At 67.9% G+C, this 14594-nt stretch carries 14 protein-coding genes; 2 read left to right on the top strand and 12 right to left on the bottom strand.

The window, feature by feature from the left end; all coding sequences use genetic code 11:
- Nucleotides 1-28: 28 nt before the first annotated feature.
- A complete protein-coding gene (locus LOY42_RS05415) occupies nucleotides 29-1648 on the top strand; it encodes a ShlB/FhaC/HecB family hemolysin secretion/activation protein (protein WP_139669138.1) in 1620 nt (539 codons plus the stop codon).
- Nucleotides 1649-1660: 12 nt separating this feature from the next.
- On the opposite strand, the gene LOY42_RS05410 is transcribed toward LOY42_RS05415, so the two are convergent.
- From LOY42_RS05410 to LOY42_RS05355, 12 genes are read right to left on the bottom strand one after another with little or no spacing between them, the layout of a single operon-like run.
- Nucleotides 1661-2320, bottom strand: a complete 660-nt coding sequence (locus LOY42_RS05410) for a type II secretion system protein N (RefSeq protein WP_258599980.1) — start codon at nucleotides 2318-2320, stop codon at nucleotides 1661-1663.
- On the bottom strand, nucleotides 2317-2703 hold the full coding sequence (gene gspM / locus LOY42_RS05405; protein WP_258599978.1) for a type II secretion system protein GspM: 387 nt from the start codon (nucleotides 2701-2703) through the stop codon (nucleotides 2317-2319). Before gspM ends, LOY42_RS05410 begins: the two co-directional genes overlap by 4 nt.
- A complete protein-coding gene (locus LOY42_RS05400) occupies nucleotides 2700-3761 on the bottom strand; it encodes a GspL/Epsl periplasmic domain-containing protein (RefSeq protein WP_258599976.1) in 1062 nt (353 codons plus the stop codon). The genes gspM and LOY42_RS05400 overlap by 4 nt, the downstream gene beginning before the upstream one ends.
- The gene (locus LOY42_RS05395) at nucleotides 3758-4348 is read right to left on the bottom strand and encodes a prepilin-type N-terminal cleavage/methylation domain-containing protein (RefSeq protein ID WP_102682921.1); all 591 of its coding nucleotides are present in this window, start codon (nucleotides 4346-4348) and stop codon (nucleotides 3758-3760) included. Before LOY42_RS05395 ends, LOY42_RS05400 begins: the two co-directional genes overlap by 4 nt.
- On the bottom strand, nucleotides 4345-4713 hold the full coding sequence (locus LOY42_RS05390) for a type II secretion system protein (RefSeq protein WP_110699791.1): 369 nt from the start codon (nucleotides 4711-4713) through the stop codon (nucleotides 4345-4347). The genes LOY42_RS05395 and LOY42_RS05390 overlap by 4 nt, the downstream gene beginning before the upstream one ends.
- Complete coding sequence (gene gspH / locus LOY42_RS05385; RefSeq protein WP_258601119.1) at nucleotides 4710-5177, bottom strand: type II secretion system minor pseudopilin GspH; 468 nt, start codon at nucleotides 5175-5177, stop codon at nucleotides 4710-4712. Before gspH ends, LOY42_RS05390 begins: the two co-directional genes overlap by 4 nt.
- A 4-nt stretch (nucleotides 5178-5181) precedes the next feature.
- Complete coding sequence (gene gspG, locus LOY42_RS05380; RefSeq protein ID WP_139669130.1) at nucleotides 5182-5616, bottom strand: type II secretion system major pseudopilin GspG; 435 nt, start codon at nucleotides 5614-5616, stop codon at nucleotides 5182-5184.
- A 14-nt stretch (nucleotides 5617-5630) separates the two neighbouring features.
- A complete protein-coding gene (gene gspF, locus LOY42_RS05375; RefSeq protein WP_139669127.1) occupies nucleotides 5631-6827 on the bottom strand; it encodes a type II secretion system inner membrane protein GspF in 1197 nt (398 codons plus the stop codon).
- Nucleotides 6828-6829: 2 nt separating this feature from the next.
- Nucleotides 6830-8278, bottom strand: a complete 1449-nt coding sequence (locus LOY42_RS05370; protein WP_258601117.1) for a GspE/PulE family protein — start codon at nucleotides 8276-8278, stop codon at nucleotides 6830-6832.
- Nucleotides 8278-10227 (bottom strand): type II secretion system secretin GspD, encoded by a 1950-nt coding sequence (gene gspD, locus LOY42_RS05365; protein ID WP_139669125.1) that lies wholly within the window; start codon nucleotides 10225-10227, stop codon nucleotides 8278-8280. Before gspD ends, LOY42_RS05370 begins: the two co-directional genes overlap by 1 nt.
- Nucleotides 10228-10230: 3 nt before the next feature.
- The gene (locus tag LOY42_RS05360) at nucleotides 10231-10650 is read right to left on the bottom strand and encodes a pilus assembly protein PilZ (RefSeq protein ID WP_139669123.1); all 420 of its coding nucleotides are present in this window, start codon (nucleotides 10648-10650) and stop codon (nucleotides 10231-10233) included.
- On the bottom strand, nucleotides 10647-12293 hold the full coding sequence (locus LOY42_RS05355; protein ID WP_139669121.1) for a lipoprotein UxpA: 1647 nt from the start codon (nucleotides 12291-12293) through the stop codon (nucleotides 10647-10649). Before LOY42_RS05355 ends, LOY42_RS05360 begins: the two co-directional genes overlap by 4 nt.
- 206 nt (nucleotides 12294-12499) lie before the next feature.
- Here LOY42_RS05355 and LOY42_RS05350 point away from each other — a divergent pair, with 206 nt between their 5' ends.
- Nucleotides 12500-14545, top strand: coding sequence for a PhoX family phosphatase (locus tag LOY42_RS05350; protein ID WP_139669119.1), 2046 nt, complete (start codon nucleotides 12500-12502; stop codon nucleotides 14543-14545).
- The last annotated feature ends 49 nt before the right edge of the window (nucleotides 14546-14594 follow it).

Below are 14594 nucleotides of genomic sequence, written 5' to 3'. Positions count from 1 at the left end.
CGCCACTGTCCTGCTGGCTTGCCTCATCATGACGCTATCGGCCAACGCCATCGCCACGGTCGACCCGGCCAGCCAGCAGTTGCGGGATCAGCAACAAGCCGTGCGGCAACTGGAGCAGCAGCAGCGGCTCGAACGCTGGCAGCGCAGGCAACCTGCCAACGCCACTGAAGACAGCGATACTGCAATGCTCGACCCCGACCAGCACTGCTGGGCGATCAGTGGGGTACGCCTGGCCGGCAACCGCATGCTCGATACCCGGCAACTGCAGCCGATCGTGCGTGCGCTGTCGTCCACTTGCATGGGGGTCGCCGAAATTGACCAGCTACTCAAACAACTGACCCGGCACTACGTGCAAGCCGGATATCCCACCAGCCGCCCCTATGTGGCCCGCGCCCCTGAGCACGGCGCCCCGCTGGACATCGTCATCGTCGAAGGCTTCATCGAATCGATCGAACTGGCTGGCGCCGACCTGCCGCTGTCGCTGCAAGGCGCATTTCCGGGCATGCTCGGCCTTCCCCTGCACCTGCCGGATCTCGAGCAAGGCCTGGACCAACTCAACCGGCTGCGTGCCTATGACCTGCAAATGGCCTTGCTGCCGGGCGAGATGCAAGGCGGAACCCGCGTCGTGCTCGAACCCCGGCGCGTCGCTTCACGCGCCCACCTGGACGCCCTGCTCGACAACCGCGGCGGGGAACTGACCGGCCGCCACCGTCTCAACCTGGGGCTTGGCCTGGACAGCCCGCTGGGCCTGAACGACGACCTGCGCCTGTCGCTAAGTTCGGTGGTGTTCGACGCGCCTGGCCAAAGCGAAGGCGTCAGCCTGTACTACAGCATTCCCCATGGCCGCTGGACCTTCACCCTGAATGCCAGCCAGATGCGCTACCGAGCGCCGATCCCAAACACCCGCTACGCCAGCAGTGGCCGCAGCGAGTTCTACGGCGTCGGCGCCGAGCGCGTGCTGTGGCGCAACCAGCAAGGCATGCTCAGCGCCAGCGCCCGGCTGGACCGCAAGCAATTGCTCAACCGCTTCGGCCCCGCCGTACTGGCGCTGCAGAGCCCGACCCTGGCCACCCTCGAAGCTGGCCTGAACCTGCTGTGGCTCGAAGGTGGACTGTGGAACGCTTATCTGGGCGTAAGCCAAGGGGTACGCTGGTTCGGCGCCGACCGACCGTTCGCCCACAAGCAGGCGCCACGTCCGGACTTCACCAAGTACCGCGCCAACTTGCTGCACCTGCGCCAGGGCCAGGCTCAATGGCCCTGGCGCTGGCAAAGCGAACTGGCCCTGCAATACAGCGCCCATGTGCTGCCCGCCGTCGAGCAACTGCAATTGAGCGATCACTCGGCCGTGCGCGGATTCCGCAAGCACAATGTCGCAGGCGCCAGCGCCGGGGCATGGCGCAACACCCTCAGCCAGCCGCTACCCCTGCCGGTACCATTACGCCCGTCCTTCGGCGTGGACCTGGGCTGGGCCCGCTATGCGCGCACCAGCCCGTCGCAGCGCCTGGTCGGTGCCTCGGCAGGGGTCGAACTGAACCTGCCGCACAGCACGTTGCGCCTGGACTACCAACGCGCACTGCACGCCAGCGATCGCCCGCGCAAATCACTGGAGCAAGGCTTCTGGGTCGCGCAATGGTCCCTCGCCCTCTGACCGGCATGTGGGCTACCACCTGAGCCGGCGCTGCCCGACCGTGTCCTCGGGCCCCAGCCATTGCACGCCGCGCAGCACGGGCGTCAAACCGGCATCGGCCTGCAACACGAAATCGACCTGCGCTTGCCGGGCCGCCAGGTCGGCCTCCAGGCTCATCTGGTGCTGGCCCTGGCGAACCAGGCCAGCGCTCAACCGCCAGCCCTGACGGCAGTCCATCGCCAGCGAGCCCTGTCCCAGCACCAGCGACCAGGGCGCGCTCAAAGCCAGGTCGGCGACGGTGATGCTGCCTGCGGCGGCCCGACAATGTTGCCCCGAGCCTTGCAGCTTGATGCTGCCCTGCCATTGCCCGGCCAGGCGATAGTCACCGCCGACGCTTGGCTGTGCGCCCAATGCCTGGAGGTCCGCCTGCCAACGCCACGGCCAACCACTCAGGCGGCCTTGCCAGCCCTGCTCCTGGAAGCCCAGGCGCACCTGCAGGTCGCGCTGCCATGGACGCCATGTCCATTGCACGGGTCCCACCGGTCCCAGCCGGGCAAACTGCCCTTGCCACAGGCTGCCGTCCACCCCCTCCGCCGGTAACCCGAACCCCGCCACCAACCAACGCGCCGGCAGTTCGGCCATCAGGGTCAGGCAGAACACCAGGCCCAGCCAAAGGTACGCCAGCCGCCTCATGGTCGAAGCCGCACAGTGAAACGCAACCCCTCGGTATCTCGCTCCAGCCCCCATTGCAACGGCTGCGCGCCGTTATCGCGCAGGGTCTGCAACCAGCCCTGCAGGGTTTGCGCATCGACTACCTTGCCGCGCAACAGCCAGCCCTCGTCCTCGGACTGCACCTCGGCCAATTCGATGTGCCGGGCCTGGGCCGATTGGTGCAGCGCTTCAAGGGTCAGCGCGGGCTGGCGTGGCTGTGCCGCCAGCGATTCGGCCAATGCCTGCCATTGCCGCTGTTCCTGCCAGAAGGCCACGCCCTCGCGCAGCGCCAGCAACCCCAGCAACAGCGCGACGACGGCCCAGGCCAGCGATAGCCGATGCTGTCGCACCCATTCACGGCTCATGCGGCGCTCCCCAGGTCGAACACCACGCGATGCGCTTCGTCTTCCACCTGGACCTGCACGCCGGCCGCCGTGGCCATCTCCTGCCAGGGCGCAGCTACGCCCTCACCGACCAACTCAAGGTGCCAACGCTGGCCATCGAAGCGCACTACCCGCAGGTGCCAGCCGGGATGATCGTTCAACCATCCATGGACTTGCGTCTGCAATGCCTCGAGCTGGCGCAGGCGCACCTGGCTTTCACGCGCCTCGTCCTGCAGTTGCGTCAACACCCGCGCCGCCTGGCGAGGCGTCGGCTGGACGCCGGTAACGGCCTGCACCTGGGCGCGATAGAGCTGGGCCTGGCGCCAATGTTGCGCGCTCCACAACCCGCCCCACGCCAACATCAACGCCAGGCAGGCAAGTGCCAGGCGCGCCTGCCCCTTTGCCAGGCGCAGAACTTGGCGTGGCCGGCGGGCCTCGAACAAGCCGGGCAAGCCATCGAGCGGGGCCAGCACATCGGGCCAGTCGCCGTCGATGCACTCGACCTCGCCAGGCAGCCAGGCAAGCGCGGGCGGCGTGCCAAGCCCCTGCGGCCAGGCCAGCCAGTGGGCCTGGCCCTTGTACAGGCTCATCGCTCCTCGTCGCCAGTGCCAAGCCACTTCTGCCGCACAGTCTGGCAGCAGCTGGAACTCAGCCCAGCAACGTTCCACGGTCAGCCCCCAGCTGGCGCACTGCCCCCGCCACGCGTTGAGCCTGCCCCGCGCCACCACCAGCAGACGCAACTGCCCTGCGTGGCGCCCGATACAGGCACACAGCACGTCATCGTCGCCTTGCAGCAAGCGGTCCTCGAGCAGCAAAGGCCATTCCTCGCGTTTCAGCCCAGGCGGAGCGGGCAGCAGGAAATGACTGCAATGTTCACCAGGGACAATCAGGGCAACCCGCGCCCCGAGCCCGGGCGGTGGCTCGCCCCGGCCTTGGCGCAACGGGCAGCCTTGGGTGACCAGCAGCCACTCCCAGACCTCGCCGGGGCGCAGCAGCAACCAGGGTTGTGCCGGCGCCCGCCGGCGCCATTCAAGCTTCATGCGCGCCCCCAGGGCAGAACGAAAGTACAGGTATAAGGTGCTCCATCACGCACTAGCTCCACGCGCACGCCCCTACCGGGGTGCGCCGGTTGATCGGAAGGCCAGGCCAGCCAACGGCCGGTCTGGTGGTAGAGAACATTCATCGCGCTGACCCGCTCCAGCCGTTCGCGTAGCACCCAAACCGGGGCCGCGGCGGCGTACAGGTCGGCCGAGGTTTCCAGCAGCAGCCGTTGTTCACGCGGCTCGAAGCGCAGGCGCTGGCGCTGCAGGCGCGATCCCCCTTCGGCCTGCGGCCAGGCGGCGGCGGCCACCCACAGCAGTTGCTGACGGTCGGGCTGCCAGTCGAGCCAGCGCGCCGCCAACGGCAAACGCTGCTCGTACAGGCGGCGCAGCACCGGGCTGTCGAAACGCCGCTCCAGGGCCAGGCAAAAATCCACTACGCCGGTTTCGCTCACCTGTTCATCGAGCCGCTCGCGCACCTTCAGCCAGCCGTTGACCAGCGCCGACAGCATCACCCCGAGCAAGGCCGTGAGGGCCAGGGCCACCAGCAGTTCGATCAGGGTCATGCCCGCCTGGCGCCGTTTCATGGCCGCTCCAGGAACACAGTGAACTGCCCCAGCGGCAGGCGCTGGTCACGATCGGCATGCAATAGCAGTTCGCCACGGCGCAGGTCGCGCACACCGGTGCGGCGCAGTTGCAACTGCCAATGACAGGCCTGCCCGCCCTCCACCAGCACACCGTAGTCCTGGTTGGTCACCGGCCAATACTGCTCGACCACGAAGCGTGCCTGCAGCTCACGGGCGCACAGCAGGCCCAGGCGATGCTGCTGCACGGTGTCCTGCACCGCCAGGCGCTGGCGCAGGACCTGGCTGGTGATCACCGCCAGGACGGCGGCGATGCCCAGGGCCACGCTCACCTCCAACAGGGTGAAGCCGCGTTGCCGGCGCTTCATGGCATCGCGCTCACGCGCAATTGCCCGCCGCGGTCCCAGTCCCAGCGCTGACCGCCCTCGGCCCAGCGCCAGCGCACAGTGCCCGGACGTGACCAGCCATCGGGGGTAAACAGCAGCGCTGGCGCCTGGCTGGCTGGCCAGTCCGGGCGCAGGCCTTTGGGCCAATCGCCGAGCGCCACGGTTTCCACCTGCCAGTGCTCGCCTTGCCGACGGACGAACTCGGGGCGTTGACCGTTCCAGCGCAGCCCGCGCAACTGCCCGGCATGGCGCGCCAGGTCGGCCTGGGCCACGGTGGCGGCGGCCAGGCGATCGAGCGCCTGGTCGATGCTGCTTCTGCCGCTGTCGAGCCAGGCCACGGCCAGGCTGGTCATCAAGGCGGCAATGGCAAGCACCACCAGCAGTTCGAGCAGGCTGAAACCACGCTGTTGGATCGGGACAGCGTGGGAGCGCTCCCCTCGACCCATCACCTCAAAGCGCCCAGTTGCCCAGGTCGGCATCCAGCCCTTCGCCGCCCGGCACGCCATCGGCGCCCAGCGAATAGACATCAACCCGGCCATGCTCGCCGGGCATGCGGTACTGGTACGGGGTGCCCCACGGGTCTTGCGGCAGGCGGCGGATATAGCCGTCACTGCGCCAGCTGCGCGGCAGCGGTTCCTGGGTCGGCTTCTTCGCCAGCGCCGCCAGGCCCTGTTCGGTGCTGGGGAAGCGCAGGTTATCCAGGCGGTACATGTCCAGCGCCTGCTCCAAGGTCGCGAGGTCGGCCATGACTTTCTGCTTCATGGCCTTGTCCTGGTTGCCCAGCACGCTGGGCGCGACCACGGCGATCAGCAGGCCGATGATGAAGATCACCACCATGATTTCCATCAGCGTGAAGCCCCGCTGGCGGTTACGTCGTTGCGGCATCGAAGTTCTCCTTGTCACAGTTGCAATCCCTGGTTGAGCTGCATGATCGGCAGCAGCACCGCCAGCACGATGAACAGCACCACGGCGCCCATTACCAGGATCATCAGCGGTTCGAACAGCGCCATGGCGGTGTCCACCTGGCGGGCGAAGCCGCGCTCCTGGTCGTCGGCCACCCGCTCGAGCATGTCGGCCAGGGTGCCGCTGGCCTCGCCGCTGCCGACCATGTTTACCAGCAGCGGCGGAAACTCCCCGGCGTTGTCCAGCGCCCGGTGCAGGCTGGTGCCGCCCTGTACCTGCTGGCGTACCTGCTCCATGGCTGCGCGGATTCGCCGGTTGCCGACTGTCTCGGTGGCCACCTGCAGGGCTTCGAGCAGGGCCACGCCGCTGCCGCAGAGGATCGCCAGGCTGCGTGCCAGGCGCGCGCTCTCCAGCACTTGCAGCAGCACACCGATACGCGGCAGGCGCAGCAGCAGGTCGTCGCGGCGCAGGCACCAGTGCGGCTTGCGCAGCAGCCAGCCGCCCAACAGCGCGGCCAGGATCGCCAGTGCCAGCAGATAGGGGCCGGCCTGCACCAGCCCCTGGCTCAAGCCGATCAGTAGCGACGTGATGAACGGCAGGCTCTGCCCGGAGTGGGCGAACTGCTCGGTGAGCTTGGGCACCACGAAGGTCATCAGGCCGACCACCACGGCCAGCGACACGCCCATCAGCACCGCCGGGTAGATCAGCGCGGTGCGCGCCTTGTGGCGCTGGCGCTGGACCTGTTCGAGGTGGTCGGCCAGACGGCTCAGCACCTGGCCAAGGCGTCCGGAGCGCTCGCCGGCCTCGACCAGCGCGCAATACAAACCGGTGAACGGCGCGCCCTGTCGCGCCAGGCTACGCGCCAGCCCCAGGCCCTCGGCGAGGGAGCCGCGCAAGGCCACCAGCACCGCGTGCAAGGCCGGCTGGCGTAGCTGCCGCTCCAGTGTGGCAAGGGCATCGACCAGGGGGATGCCAGCGCCAACCAAGGTCGCCAGTTGGCGGGTCAGCTCGCACAGTTGGCCACGGGTCAGGCGCTGACGACCGGGCTGTGCGCTATCGTGGCGTTGCAAGTGCCGGGCGAACAGGCCCTGCTCGCGCAGCAATTGCCGCGCATGGCGCTCGCTGTCGGCCTGCACGCTGGCCTTGTGCGCCTTGCCGGCAAGATCCACGGCCTGGTAGCGATAGGTCGGCATGGCTAACCCTGCACCACGCGCAGCACTTCGGCCAGGCTGGTCTCGCCCCGGGCCAGGCAATCGCGGGCCTCAGCCACCAGGCTTTGCCGGCGTCCATCCAGGTAGGCCTGCATGGCCAGTTCGCTCTCGCCGTCGTAGAGCAAGGCAACCAGCCCGGCGTCCAACTCGATGAACTCGTACAGCCCCTGCCGGCCGACATAGCCGCTGCCCTGGCAGTGCTCGCAGCCGACCGGGTGATAGCTTTCGCGCAGGCTGCCCAGCTCCGGCCACAGTTCACGCTCGGCGCTTTGCAGCGGCTGCGCCACCGCGCAGGTGCACAGGCGCCGCACCAGGCGCTGGGCCAGCACGCCACGCAGGCACGAGGCAATCAGGAACGGCTCGATGCCCATGTCGCGCAGGCGGGTCACCGCACCGACGGCACTGTTGGTGTGCAGGGTCGACAGTACCAGATGCCCGGTGAGGCTGGCCTGCACGGCGATCTGCGCAGTCTCCTGGTCGCGGATCTCGCCCAGCATGATCACGTCCGGGTCCTGGCGCAGGATGGCGCGCAAGCCACTGGCGAAGGTCAGCCCGGCACGCGGGTTGATGGCGGTCTGGCCGATGCCGGCGATGGCGTATTCCACCGGGTCCTCGACGGTGAGGATATTGCGGCTGCCGTCATTCAGGCTGTTGAGGCTGGCGTACAGCGTGGTGGTCTTGCCCGAGCCGGTGGGGCCGGTGGACAGCACAATGCCATTGGGCCGTGCCAGGCAACCACGCAAGCCGCGCAGCACGGCGGCAGGCATGCCCAGGTTGTCCAGCGCCAGCAGGCTGGCCTGCTTGTCGAGCACGCGCATCACCACCCGCTCACCATGGATACCGGGCAAGGTCGAGACCCGCACATCCACCTCGCGCCCGGCGGCGCGCAGGGTGATGCGGCCATCCTGGGGCTGGCGCTTCTCGGCGATATCGAGCCGCGCCATGACCTTGATCCGCGACACCAGCATCGCCGACAACGCCCGTGGCGGGCGCAGCACCTCGCGCAGGTGGCCGTCGATGCGCAGACGCACCACCAGGCTCTGCTCGAAGGTCTCGATATGGATGTCAGAGGCGCGCAGACGCAGGGCCTGGCCGAACAGGCCGTTGATCAGGCGGATCACCGGTGCTTCGTCATCGCTTTCCAGCAGGTCCTCGATGCGCGGCATCTCGCTCATCAGGCTGTCCAGGTCGACTTGCTCGCCGATGCCTTCGATCAAGGCCTGGTTCGCCGCCTCGCCAGCCTGGTAAAGCTGGCCGAGGCGCTCGTCGAAGCTCGCACTGTCGAGCTGCTCGACGCCCACCGGCTGGCCATGCACGCGCAGCAGTTCCTGCAATTGGTCACTGTCGGCGTCGCCGCGCAACCACAACTGCCAGCCGTTTTCAGCCGGTGCCATTGCCACCCCGCTCTGCCGTGCCAGGCGATAGGGCAGCATCACCAGTCACCGCCTTCCAGACGTGCCCGGCTGGCGGGGAACACTTGCAGCAACGGCAGGCCCTCGGCCAGCGCCGGCAGCTTGAGCGGAGTGTTTTGCTGAAGGCTCTGGTACTTCTGCTGGCTCAGTCCGGCCAGGCTCTCGCCGTCACGCAGGATGCGCGGGCGGATGAACACCATCAGGTTCTGCTTGGTGTTCTTGCTGGCGTCGGAACGGAACAACCGGCCCAGGTAGGGAATATCGCCGAGCAGCGGCACGCGCTGATTGCTGGTGGCCATTTCGTCGCTGATCAGCCCGCCGAGGATCACCAGGCCGTTGTCCTCGACCATGACCTTGGTCTTGATCTCGCGCTTGTTGGTGATCACGTCACTGGCGGCGCTGGAGTCGGCGATCGACGACACCTCCTGGACGATGTCCAGGCGCACGCTGTCGTCGATGCTGATCTGCGGCTTGATGCGCAGCTTCACCCCGACTTCCTTGCGCTCGATGGTCTGGTAGGGGTTGGCGTTGTTCTGGGTGACGGAGCCGGTGACGAACGGCACCTCCTGGCCCACCAGGATCGACGCCTCGGCATTGTCCAGGGTCAGCAGGGTCGGCGTGGACAGCAGGTTGAAACCGCTCTTGCCCTTGAGTGCGTTGACCAGCATGGCGAAGTTGAAGCCACCACCGATATGGCCGATGCCGGCGGTGGCGCCGGTGGTGGCCGAAAGCAGCTTGCCGAGTTTCTCGTTGTCGCCGCTGCTGGCGGCCCCGGCGATGCTGGCGATGTTCACCCCGTTGCCGCCGAAATTGACGATGCCGGCGCCGAACTTCTCGTCGGCGAACAGCCACTGCACGCCCAGTTCCTGGGCGCTGCTGTCGGAGACCTCGGCGATGATCGCCTCGACCACCACCTGCGCCCGGCGAATGTCCAACTTCTCGACGATACTGCGGTAGGCGGCCAGTTCGCTGTCCGGGCCGACCATCACCACGGCGTTGGTGCCCTCCTCGTACTCCAGGCGAATGCCCGAGTCGCTGGCCGCCGGCACCGGCGCATCCTTGCCCTCGCCTTCCGCCGCCGGCACCGTGCCAGCCTGGCTCAGGCCGCGCAGCACCTTGACCACTTCGGCGGCATTGGCGTGGCGCAGATAGATGACCTGGGTGTTGCTGCTGCGCAGACTGTCGCTGGGCCGGTCGAGCTGCACCAGCAGCGCCCGCACCCGCTCCCGGCTGTCGGCGCTGCCACGCACCAGCAGCGCATTGCTGCGCGGGTCGGCAACCACCTGGGCGCTGTCGGCGCCCTGCTCGCGGGCCAGCAGGCGGGTCACCAGGCCAGCGGTGTCGGCAGCGCTGGCATGCTTGAGCGGCATCACCTGCAACGGCTCGTCGCTGACCTGGTCGAGCTGGCGCAGCAGGCTGTCGATGCGCTCCAGGTTACTGCGCCAGTCGGTGACCACCAGCAGGTTGGCCGCCGGATACGGGGTGATCACCCCGACCCGTGGGTCGATCAGCGGCTTGAGAATGCCGAGCATCTGCTCACTGGCGGCGTTGCGCACATTGAACACGCGGGTGGCCACGCCGTCGCTGCCTTCGGCCTTCTTGCCCGAGGTTTCCACCGGCACCGGCTCCAGGCGCGCGGCCTGGTCGGGCACGATCTTCACGCTGCCGTTGGGCAGGTCCACGGCCGCGAAGCCCTGGGCGCGCAGCTGGGCAAGGAAGATGTCGTAGATGGCGTCGGCGTCGTGGCGATCGACCGTGCGCACGGTGACCTTGCCCTGCACCCGGGGGTCGACGATGAAGGTGGTGCCGGTGATGCGCGACACGCTGTCGATGAACTCACCGAGCTCGGTATCGACGAAGTTCACCTCGTACAGCGGCGTGCCGTCGTCGGCGAAGACTTCCGCCTCTTCGGCCCGGGCCAGGGACATGCCGAGCATCAGCAGCCCGGCCAGACAGTACCTTGCGATCATCATTCATCCTTGGCGCTTGAAGCCGGTCACGGCGGGGCGTGGTGGCCAGGGCAGGCGCTCGCGCCGCCCGTTGTTGTCGAAGATCAGGCCATCGGCGTCGATGTCCTGCAGCACGATGCCCGGCGCCAGGCGCTGGCCACGGCCGAGGGTGCGCACTTGTTGGCCATGGCGCAGTACCACCACGCTGGCCGACAGCGGCTGGGCCTTGAGCCCGCCCAGGTAGGCCAGGGGCAGGCGGGTGAGCGGGATGCGCCCGTCATCGACAGGCGTCTGCCAGTGCTCGGCCAACAAGCCTGGCAACGGTGCCGGCGCCGGCACCGGCGCATTGGCCGGTTGCGGCTGGCGGCTGAGCAGCAGCACGCACTGCGCCGCCAGCCAGCCGGTGAGGGTCAGCAACGCGAAGCTGAAAAGACGCGAGATCACGCGGCCACCTGGTGCGGGTGCCAGCCAGGGTGGCCCTGCACGTAGCGCACGGCCGGCAGTTGCAAGGGAGCCAGGGCCCAGCCCGGCGCCTGGCGGGTCAGCCAGGCTTCGAGGGTCTGCCACAAGGGCGCGCCGGCCTGGGCATCGAAGTGCAGGCCAAAGGTGCGGCACAGGCCCTCGACGGGTTGCAGGCCGATGATGCGCTTGCCGTTAGGGCTGTAGCTGACCTGCCAGTCCTGGCTCTGCCAGCGCGGCAGGTCCTGGCTGTTGTCCAGCAGCAACGGGTCGCCGAACAGCTGCTCGGCGGCGTTCTCCAGCACCTGCTCGACCTGGCGCGCCGGGGCCTCGACCACCGGTGCGGCGTAACCACCGGTCAGGCTTATGAGGTGCTCACGGGTGATCGACTCGCCCGCTGTCAGCGGGTAGTCGTAGCGCAGGCCGGGCAGCAGCACCGGCATGCTCGAATCATCGGCCAGGGCATGGTGCAACAGGCGGTCCCAGCTGCCGCCACGGGTATCGCGGCGCCACAATGCTTCAGGGGCACGCGCCAGCGGCTGGTCAAGCCAGGCGGCATGACCGCTGCGCTGGCGTTGCAGTTCGCTGCGCAATTGGCTGGCACGGGCCAGGGCCTGCGGTGCGAGGCTGTGCTCGAAGGCCGGGAAGAACCGCGCCTCGAACTGCCATTGGCCACCTGCCTGGCGGCAGCGCAGGCGAAACGCGCCACTGGCCCGGCAACCGGCGAACAGCACCGGTACCCGGCGGCCGCTGGCTTGGGTGGCCAGCACCGGCGCCGGCCACAGGTCCTGGCCACGGGCACACAGCAGCACATCCACCTCGGGTATGCGCTCGGCCAACCACAAGCCCGGGCCGGTGCCGACATCCGCCAGCGCCACCACCAGGTCGGCCTCGCGCCGGGCTTGCTGGAAGCTCGGTTGCAAGGATTGGTACCACTGTTTAAGGGAGGCTTTCTGATCCTGTGCATAAGGGTCGGTGACCCCGACCACGGCGATGCGCACACCACCACGCTGGAACACCTGCAGCCCCTTGACGCCCAGCGCCTTGGCCTGGGCATCGGCCAGACCGGCACCAAGGGTAATAGAAGATGACTGGCGATAGAGCCCGGCACTGCGCTGCGGCCACAGCACACGCTCATCGCTGCTGACCCGCACCTCGCTGCCCAGCAGTTGGCTGCCCTGCACACCACTTTCGCCCTGGGTGAGGTAGGCCAGGCCGCTGCCGTTCCAGCATTGGCCGTTCTCCAGGGTCAGGCATTGTTCGCTGCCGGCCTCGCGCCGCAGTTGTTCGAGCAGCGCGGCCAATACTGCATAGCCTCCAGTCTGGGCCTGGCCGGCCCGGCCGGCATCGAGCAACGGCGCTAGCTCAAGCTGCCCGGCACTCGCATTCGGCCCGCTCATCCATGGGGCTCGCCCCAGGTGGCTGACCGGGCCGAGGCGCGTGGCCGGTACCACGGCCTGGCCCGGCTGGCGAGCGTCCAGGGTATCGGCGACATACAGCAGGTCCAGCGCGCGGTCGCCCCCGCCACGTGGAAGGGGAAAGGCCGAGCAGGCGCCGAGCAACGGTGCCAATGCACCGACACCCATCCAGCTGATCACTTCGCGCCTGCTCGCCATCGACTCCGCCATCCCTGTTCACGTAGGGCTCCGGATATTGCGGCGCTTGCGTGACAGTTTGATGGCAGAAAACCGACGTTAATTCCAAAACAGCGCAGGTTAACGCTTTAGTAATAGCGGTGAGTTTTAAAGGCTCTTTAACAAATCTGACAATCAATCATCATACTTGCCCTCTACAGTCGCGGTTTCCTTCAACTCAGCCAAAAAAGGACACCCTGATGAGTCGAGATACCGGCGATAACCTGGACCGCAACCAGAGCGGCAACCTGCCGATGGCCAGTGTCATGGACACTTACCTGAGCCGTCGCTCCGTGGTGCGCGGCAGCCTCGGCGCGGCCATCGCCATGATCGCCGGTGCCGGCCTGACCGGTTGCTTCGACAGCGGCGGCGGCTCGGATCACGACGATCCAGCGCCGCAGCCGGAGAAACCCAAACTCAAGCTGGGCTTCAACTCCATCGCCGGCTCGCGCACCGACGCCTGCGTGGTCGCCGCCGGCTACAGCGCCTACGTGCTGGCCCCTTGGGGCACGCCGCTGAACGCCACCGCCAACCCATGGAAGGCCGACGGCAGCAACACCTCCACCGACCAGGCCAACGCCATGGGCATGCACCACGACGGCATGCACTTCTTCCCCATCAACGGCAGCTCCAGCGATGGCCTGCTGGCGATCAACTTCGAATACATCGACACCGCCGCCCTGCACCCGGCCGGCCCCACCACCGTCGCCGGCAAGCGCCCGGTCGAAGAGGTGCGCAAGGAGATCAACGCCCACGGCGCCGGCGTGGTGCGCATCAGCAAGGTCGCCGGGCGCTGGCAGGTGGTCGACAACGACCCACTCAACCGCCGCTTCACCACCGTCTCGCTGATGGATATCGCAGGCCCGATGCGCGGCACCGACCACGTCAAGACCAAGTTCTCGCCCACCGGCACCCAGTGCCGCGGCACCAACAACAACTGCGGCAACGGCTACACCCCGTGGGGCACCTACCTGACCTGCGAGGAGAACTGGCCCGGCATCTTCGTCAACAAGGGTGTGCGCCCGGCCGACCAGGTGCGCATCGGCGTCTCTTCGAGCAGCGGCCAGTACAAGTGGGAAACCGCGGCGGGTGATGCCAGCGAAGTGGCCGGCGAATTCGCCCGCTTCGACATCACCCCCAGCGGCGCCAGCGCCACCGACGACTTCCGCAACGAAGCCAGCACCTATGGCTACATCGTCGAGATCGACCCGTACAGCAACAACACCCTGGCGGTGAAGCGCACCGCCCTGGGTCGCTTCCGCCACGAAGGCTGCTGCCCGGGCCTGCCGGTGGCCGGCAAGCCGCTGGTCTGGTACACCGGCGACGACTCCAACAACGAGTACCTGTACAAGTTCGTCTCCGACGCGCTGTGGGACCCGGCCGACGCCAACCCGGCCGACCGCCTGGCCACCGGCGCCAAGTACATGGACAAGGGCAAGCTGTATGTCGCCCGCTTCGATGCCAACGGCACCGGCGCCTGGCTGCTGCTCGACGTGGCCACCCCGACCACCGCCGGCAGTACCCTGGGCGCGCAGTTCGGCGACCTGCCGGGCATCATCCTCAACACCCGTGGCGCTGCCGACGCCGTGGGCGCCACGCCCATGGACCGCCCCGAGTGGACCGCCGTCAACCCGCTCAACGGCGATGTCTACCTGACCCTGACCAACAACAGCGCGCGCACCGCGGCCAAGGTCGACGCGGCCAACCCGCGCGGGCCGAACCGCCACGGCCACATCATCCGCTGGCACGACAGCGACGACCACAAGACCTTCACCTGGGACATCTTCGTGTTCGGCGCCAACGCCGCCGGTGCGCCAGACATCAACCGCTCGGGCCTGACCGAACTGAACCAGTTCGCCAGCCCCGACGGCATGAGCTTCGATAGCCGCGGCGTACTGTGGTTCGAGACCGACAACGGCGAAGCCACCCTGACCAGCTACACCAACGACCAGGTGCTGGCAGTGATCCCCACCGACCTGGTGGACGCCAACGGCAAGCAGGTCCCGGTCAACGCCACCAACCAGGTGGACCTGCGCCGCTTCTTCGTCGGGCCGAATGGCTGCGAGGTGACGGGGATTGCCTTCACCCCGGACAACAAGACCATGTTCGTCAACATCCAGCACCCGGACAACTGGCCAAGCACCGACAAGGCCACCGACGTCACGCCGGCCGGCACCTCGGTGCGGCCACGGGCTTCGACGGTGGTGATCCAGCGTAATGATGGCGGGGAGATCGGCACCGTCTGATCGATCAGCTTTCACCTCAATCGCGGGACAAGTCGCATCGGTACGCCGA

The organism is Pseudomonas sp. B21-023, assembly GCF_024749165.1.
GTDB lineage: Bacteria > Pseudomonadota > Gammaproteobacteria > Pseudomonadales > Pseudomonadaceae > Aquipseudomonas.
The sequence above is the reverse complement of the archived record's forward strand: the minus strand, read 5'-3'. Positions and strand labels throughout refer to the sequence as shown.

Bases quoted from the DNA above. Each gene is read 5' to 3' on its own strand.
- LOY42_RS05415 (WP_139669138.1), top strand. From the start codon at position 29: ATGACGCTATCGGCCAACGCCATCGCCACGGTCGACCCGGCCAGCCAG.
- LOY42_RS05410 (WP_258599980.1), bottom strand. From the start codon at position 2,320: ATGAGGCGGCTGGCGTACCTTTGGCTGGGCCTGGTGTTCTGCCTGACC.
- gspM (WP_258599978.1), bottom strand. From the start codon at position 2,703: ATGAGCCGTGAATGGGTGCGACAGCATCGGCTATCGCTGGCCTGGGCC.
- LOY42_RS05400 (WP_258599976.1), bottom strand. From the start codon at position 3,761: ATGAAGCTTGAATGGCGCCGGCGGGCGCCGGCACAACCCTGGTTGCTG.
- LOY42_RS05395 (WP_102682921.1), bottom strand. From the start codon at position 4,348: ATGAAACGGCGCCAGGCGGGCATGACCCTGATCGAACTGCTGGTGGCC.
- LOY42_RS05390 (WP_110699791.1), bottom strand. From the start codon at position 4,713: ATGAAGCGCCGGCAACGCGGCTTCACCCTGTTGGAGGTGAGCGTGGCC.
- gspH (WP_258601119.1), bottom strand. From the start codon at position 5,177: ATGGGTCGAGGGGAGCGCTCCCACGCTGTCCCGATCCAACAGCGTGGT.
- gspG (WP_139669130.1), bottom strand. From the start codon at position 5,616: ATGCCGCAACGACGTAACCGCCAGCGGGGCTTCACGCTGATGGAAATC.
- gspF (WP_139669127.1), bottom strand. From the start codon at position 6,827: ATGCCGACCTATCGCTACCAGGCCGTGGATCTTGCCGGCAAGGCGCAC.
- LOY42_RS05370 (WP_258601117.1), bottom strand. From the start codon at position 8,278: ATGCTGCCCTATCGCCTGGCACGGCAGAGCGGGGTGGCAATGGCACCG.
- gspD (WP_139669125.1), bottom strand. From the start codon at position 10,227: ATGATCGCAAGGTACTGTCTGGCCGGGCTGCTGATGCTCGGCATGTCC.
- LOY42_RS05355 (WP_139669121.1), bottom strand. From the start codon at position 12,293: ATGGCGGAGTCGATGGCGAGCAGGCGCGAAGTGATCAGCTGGATGGGT.
- LOY42_RS05350 (WP_139669119.1), top strand. From the start codon at position 12,500: ATGAGTCGAGATACCGGCGATAACCTGGACCGCAACCAGAGCGGCAAC.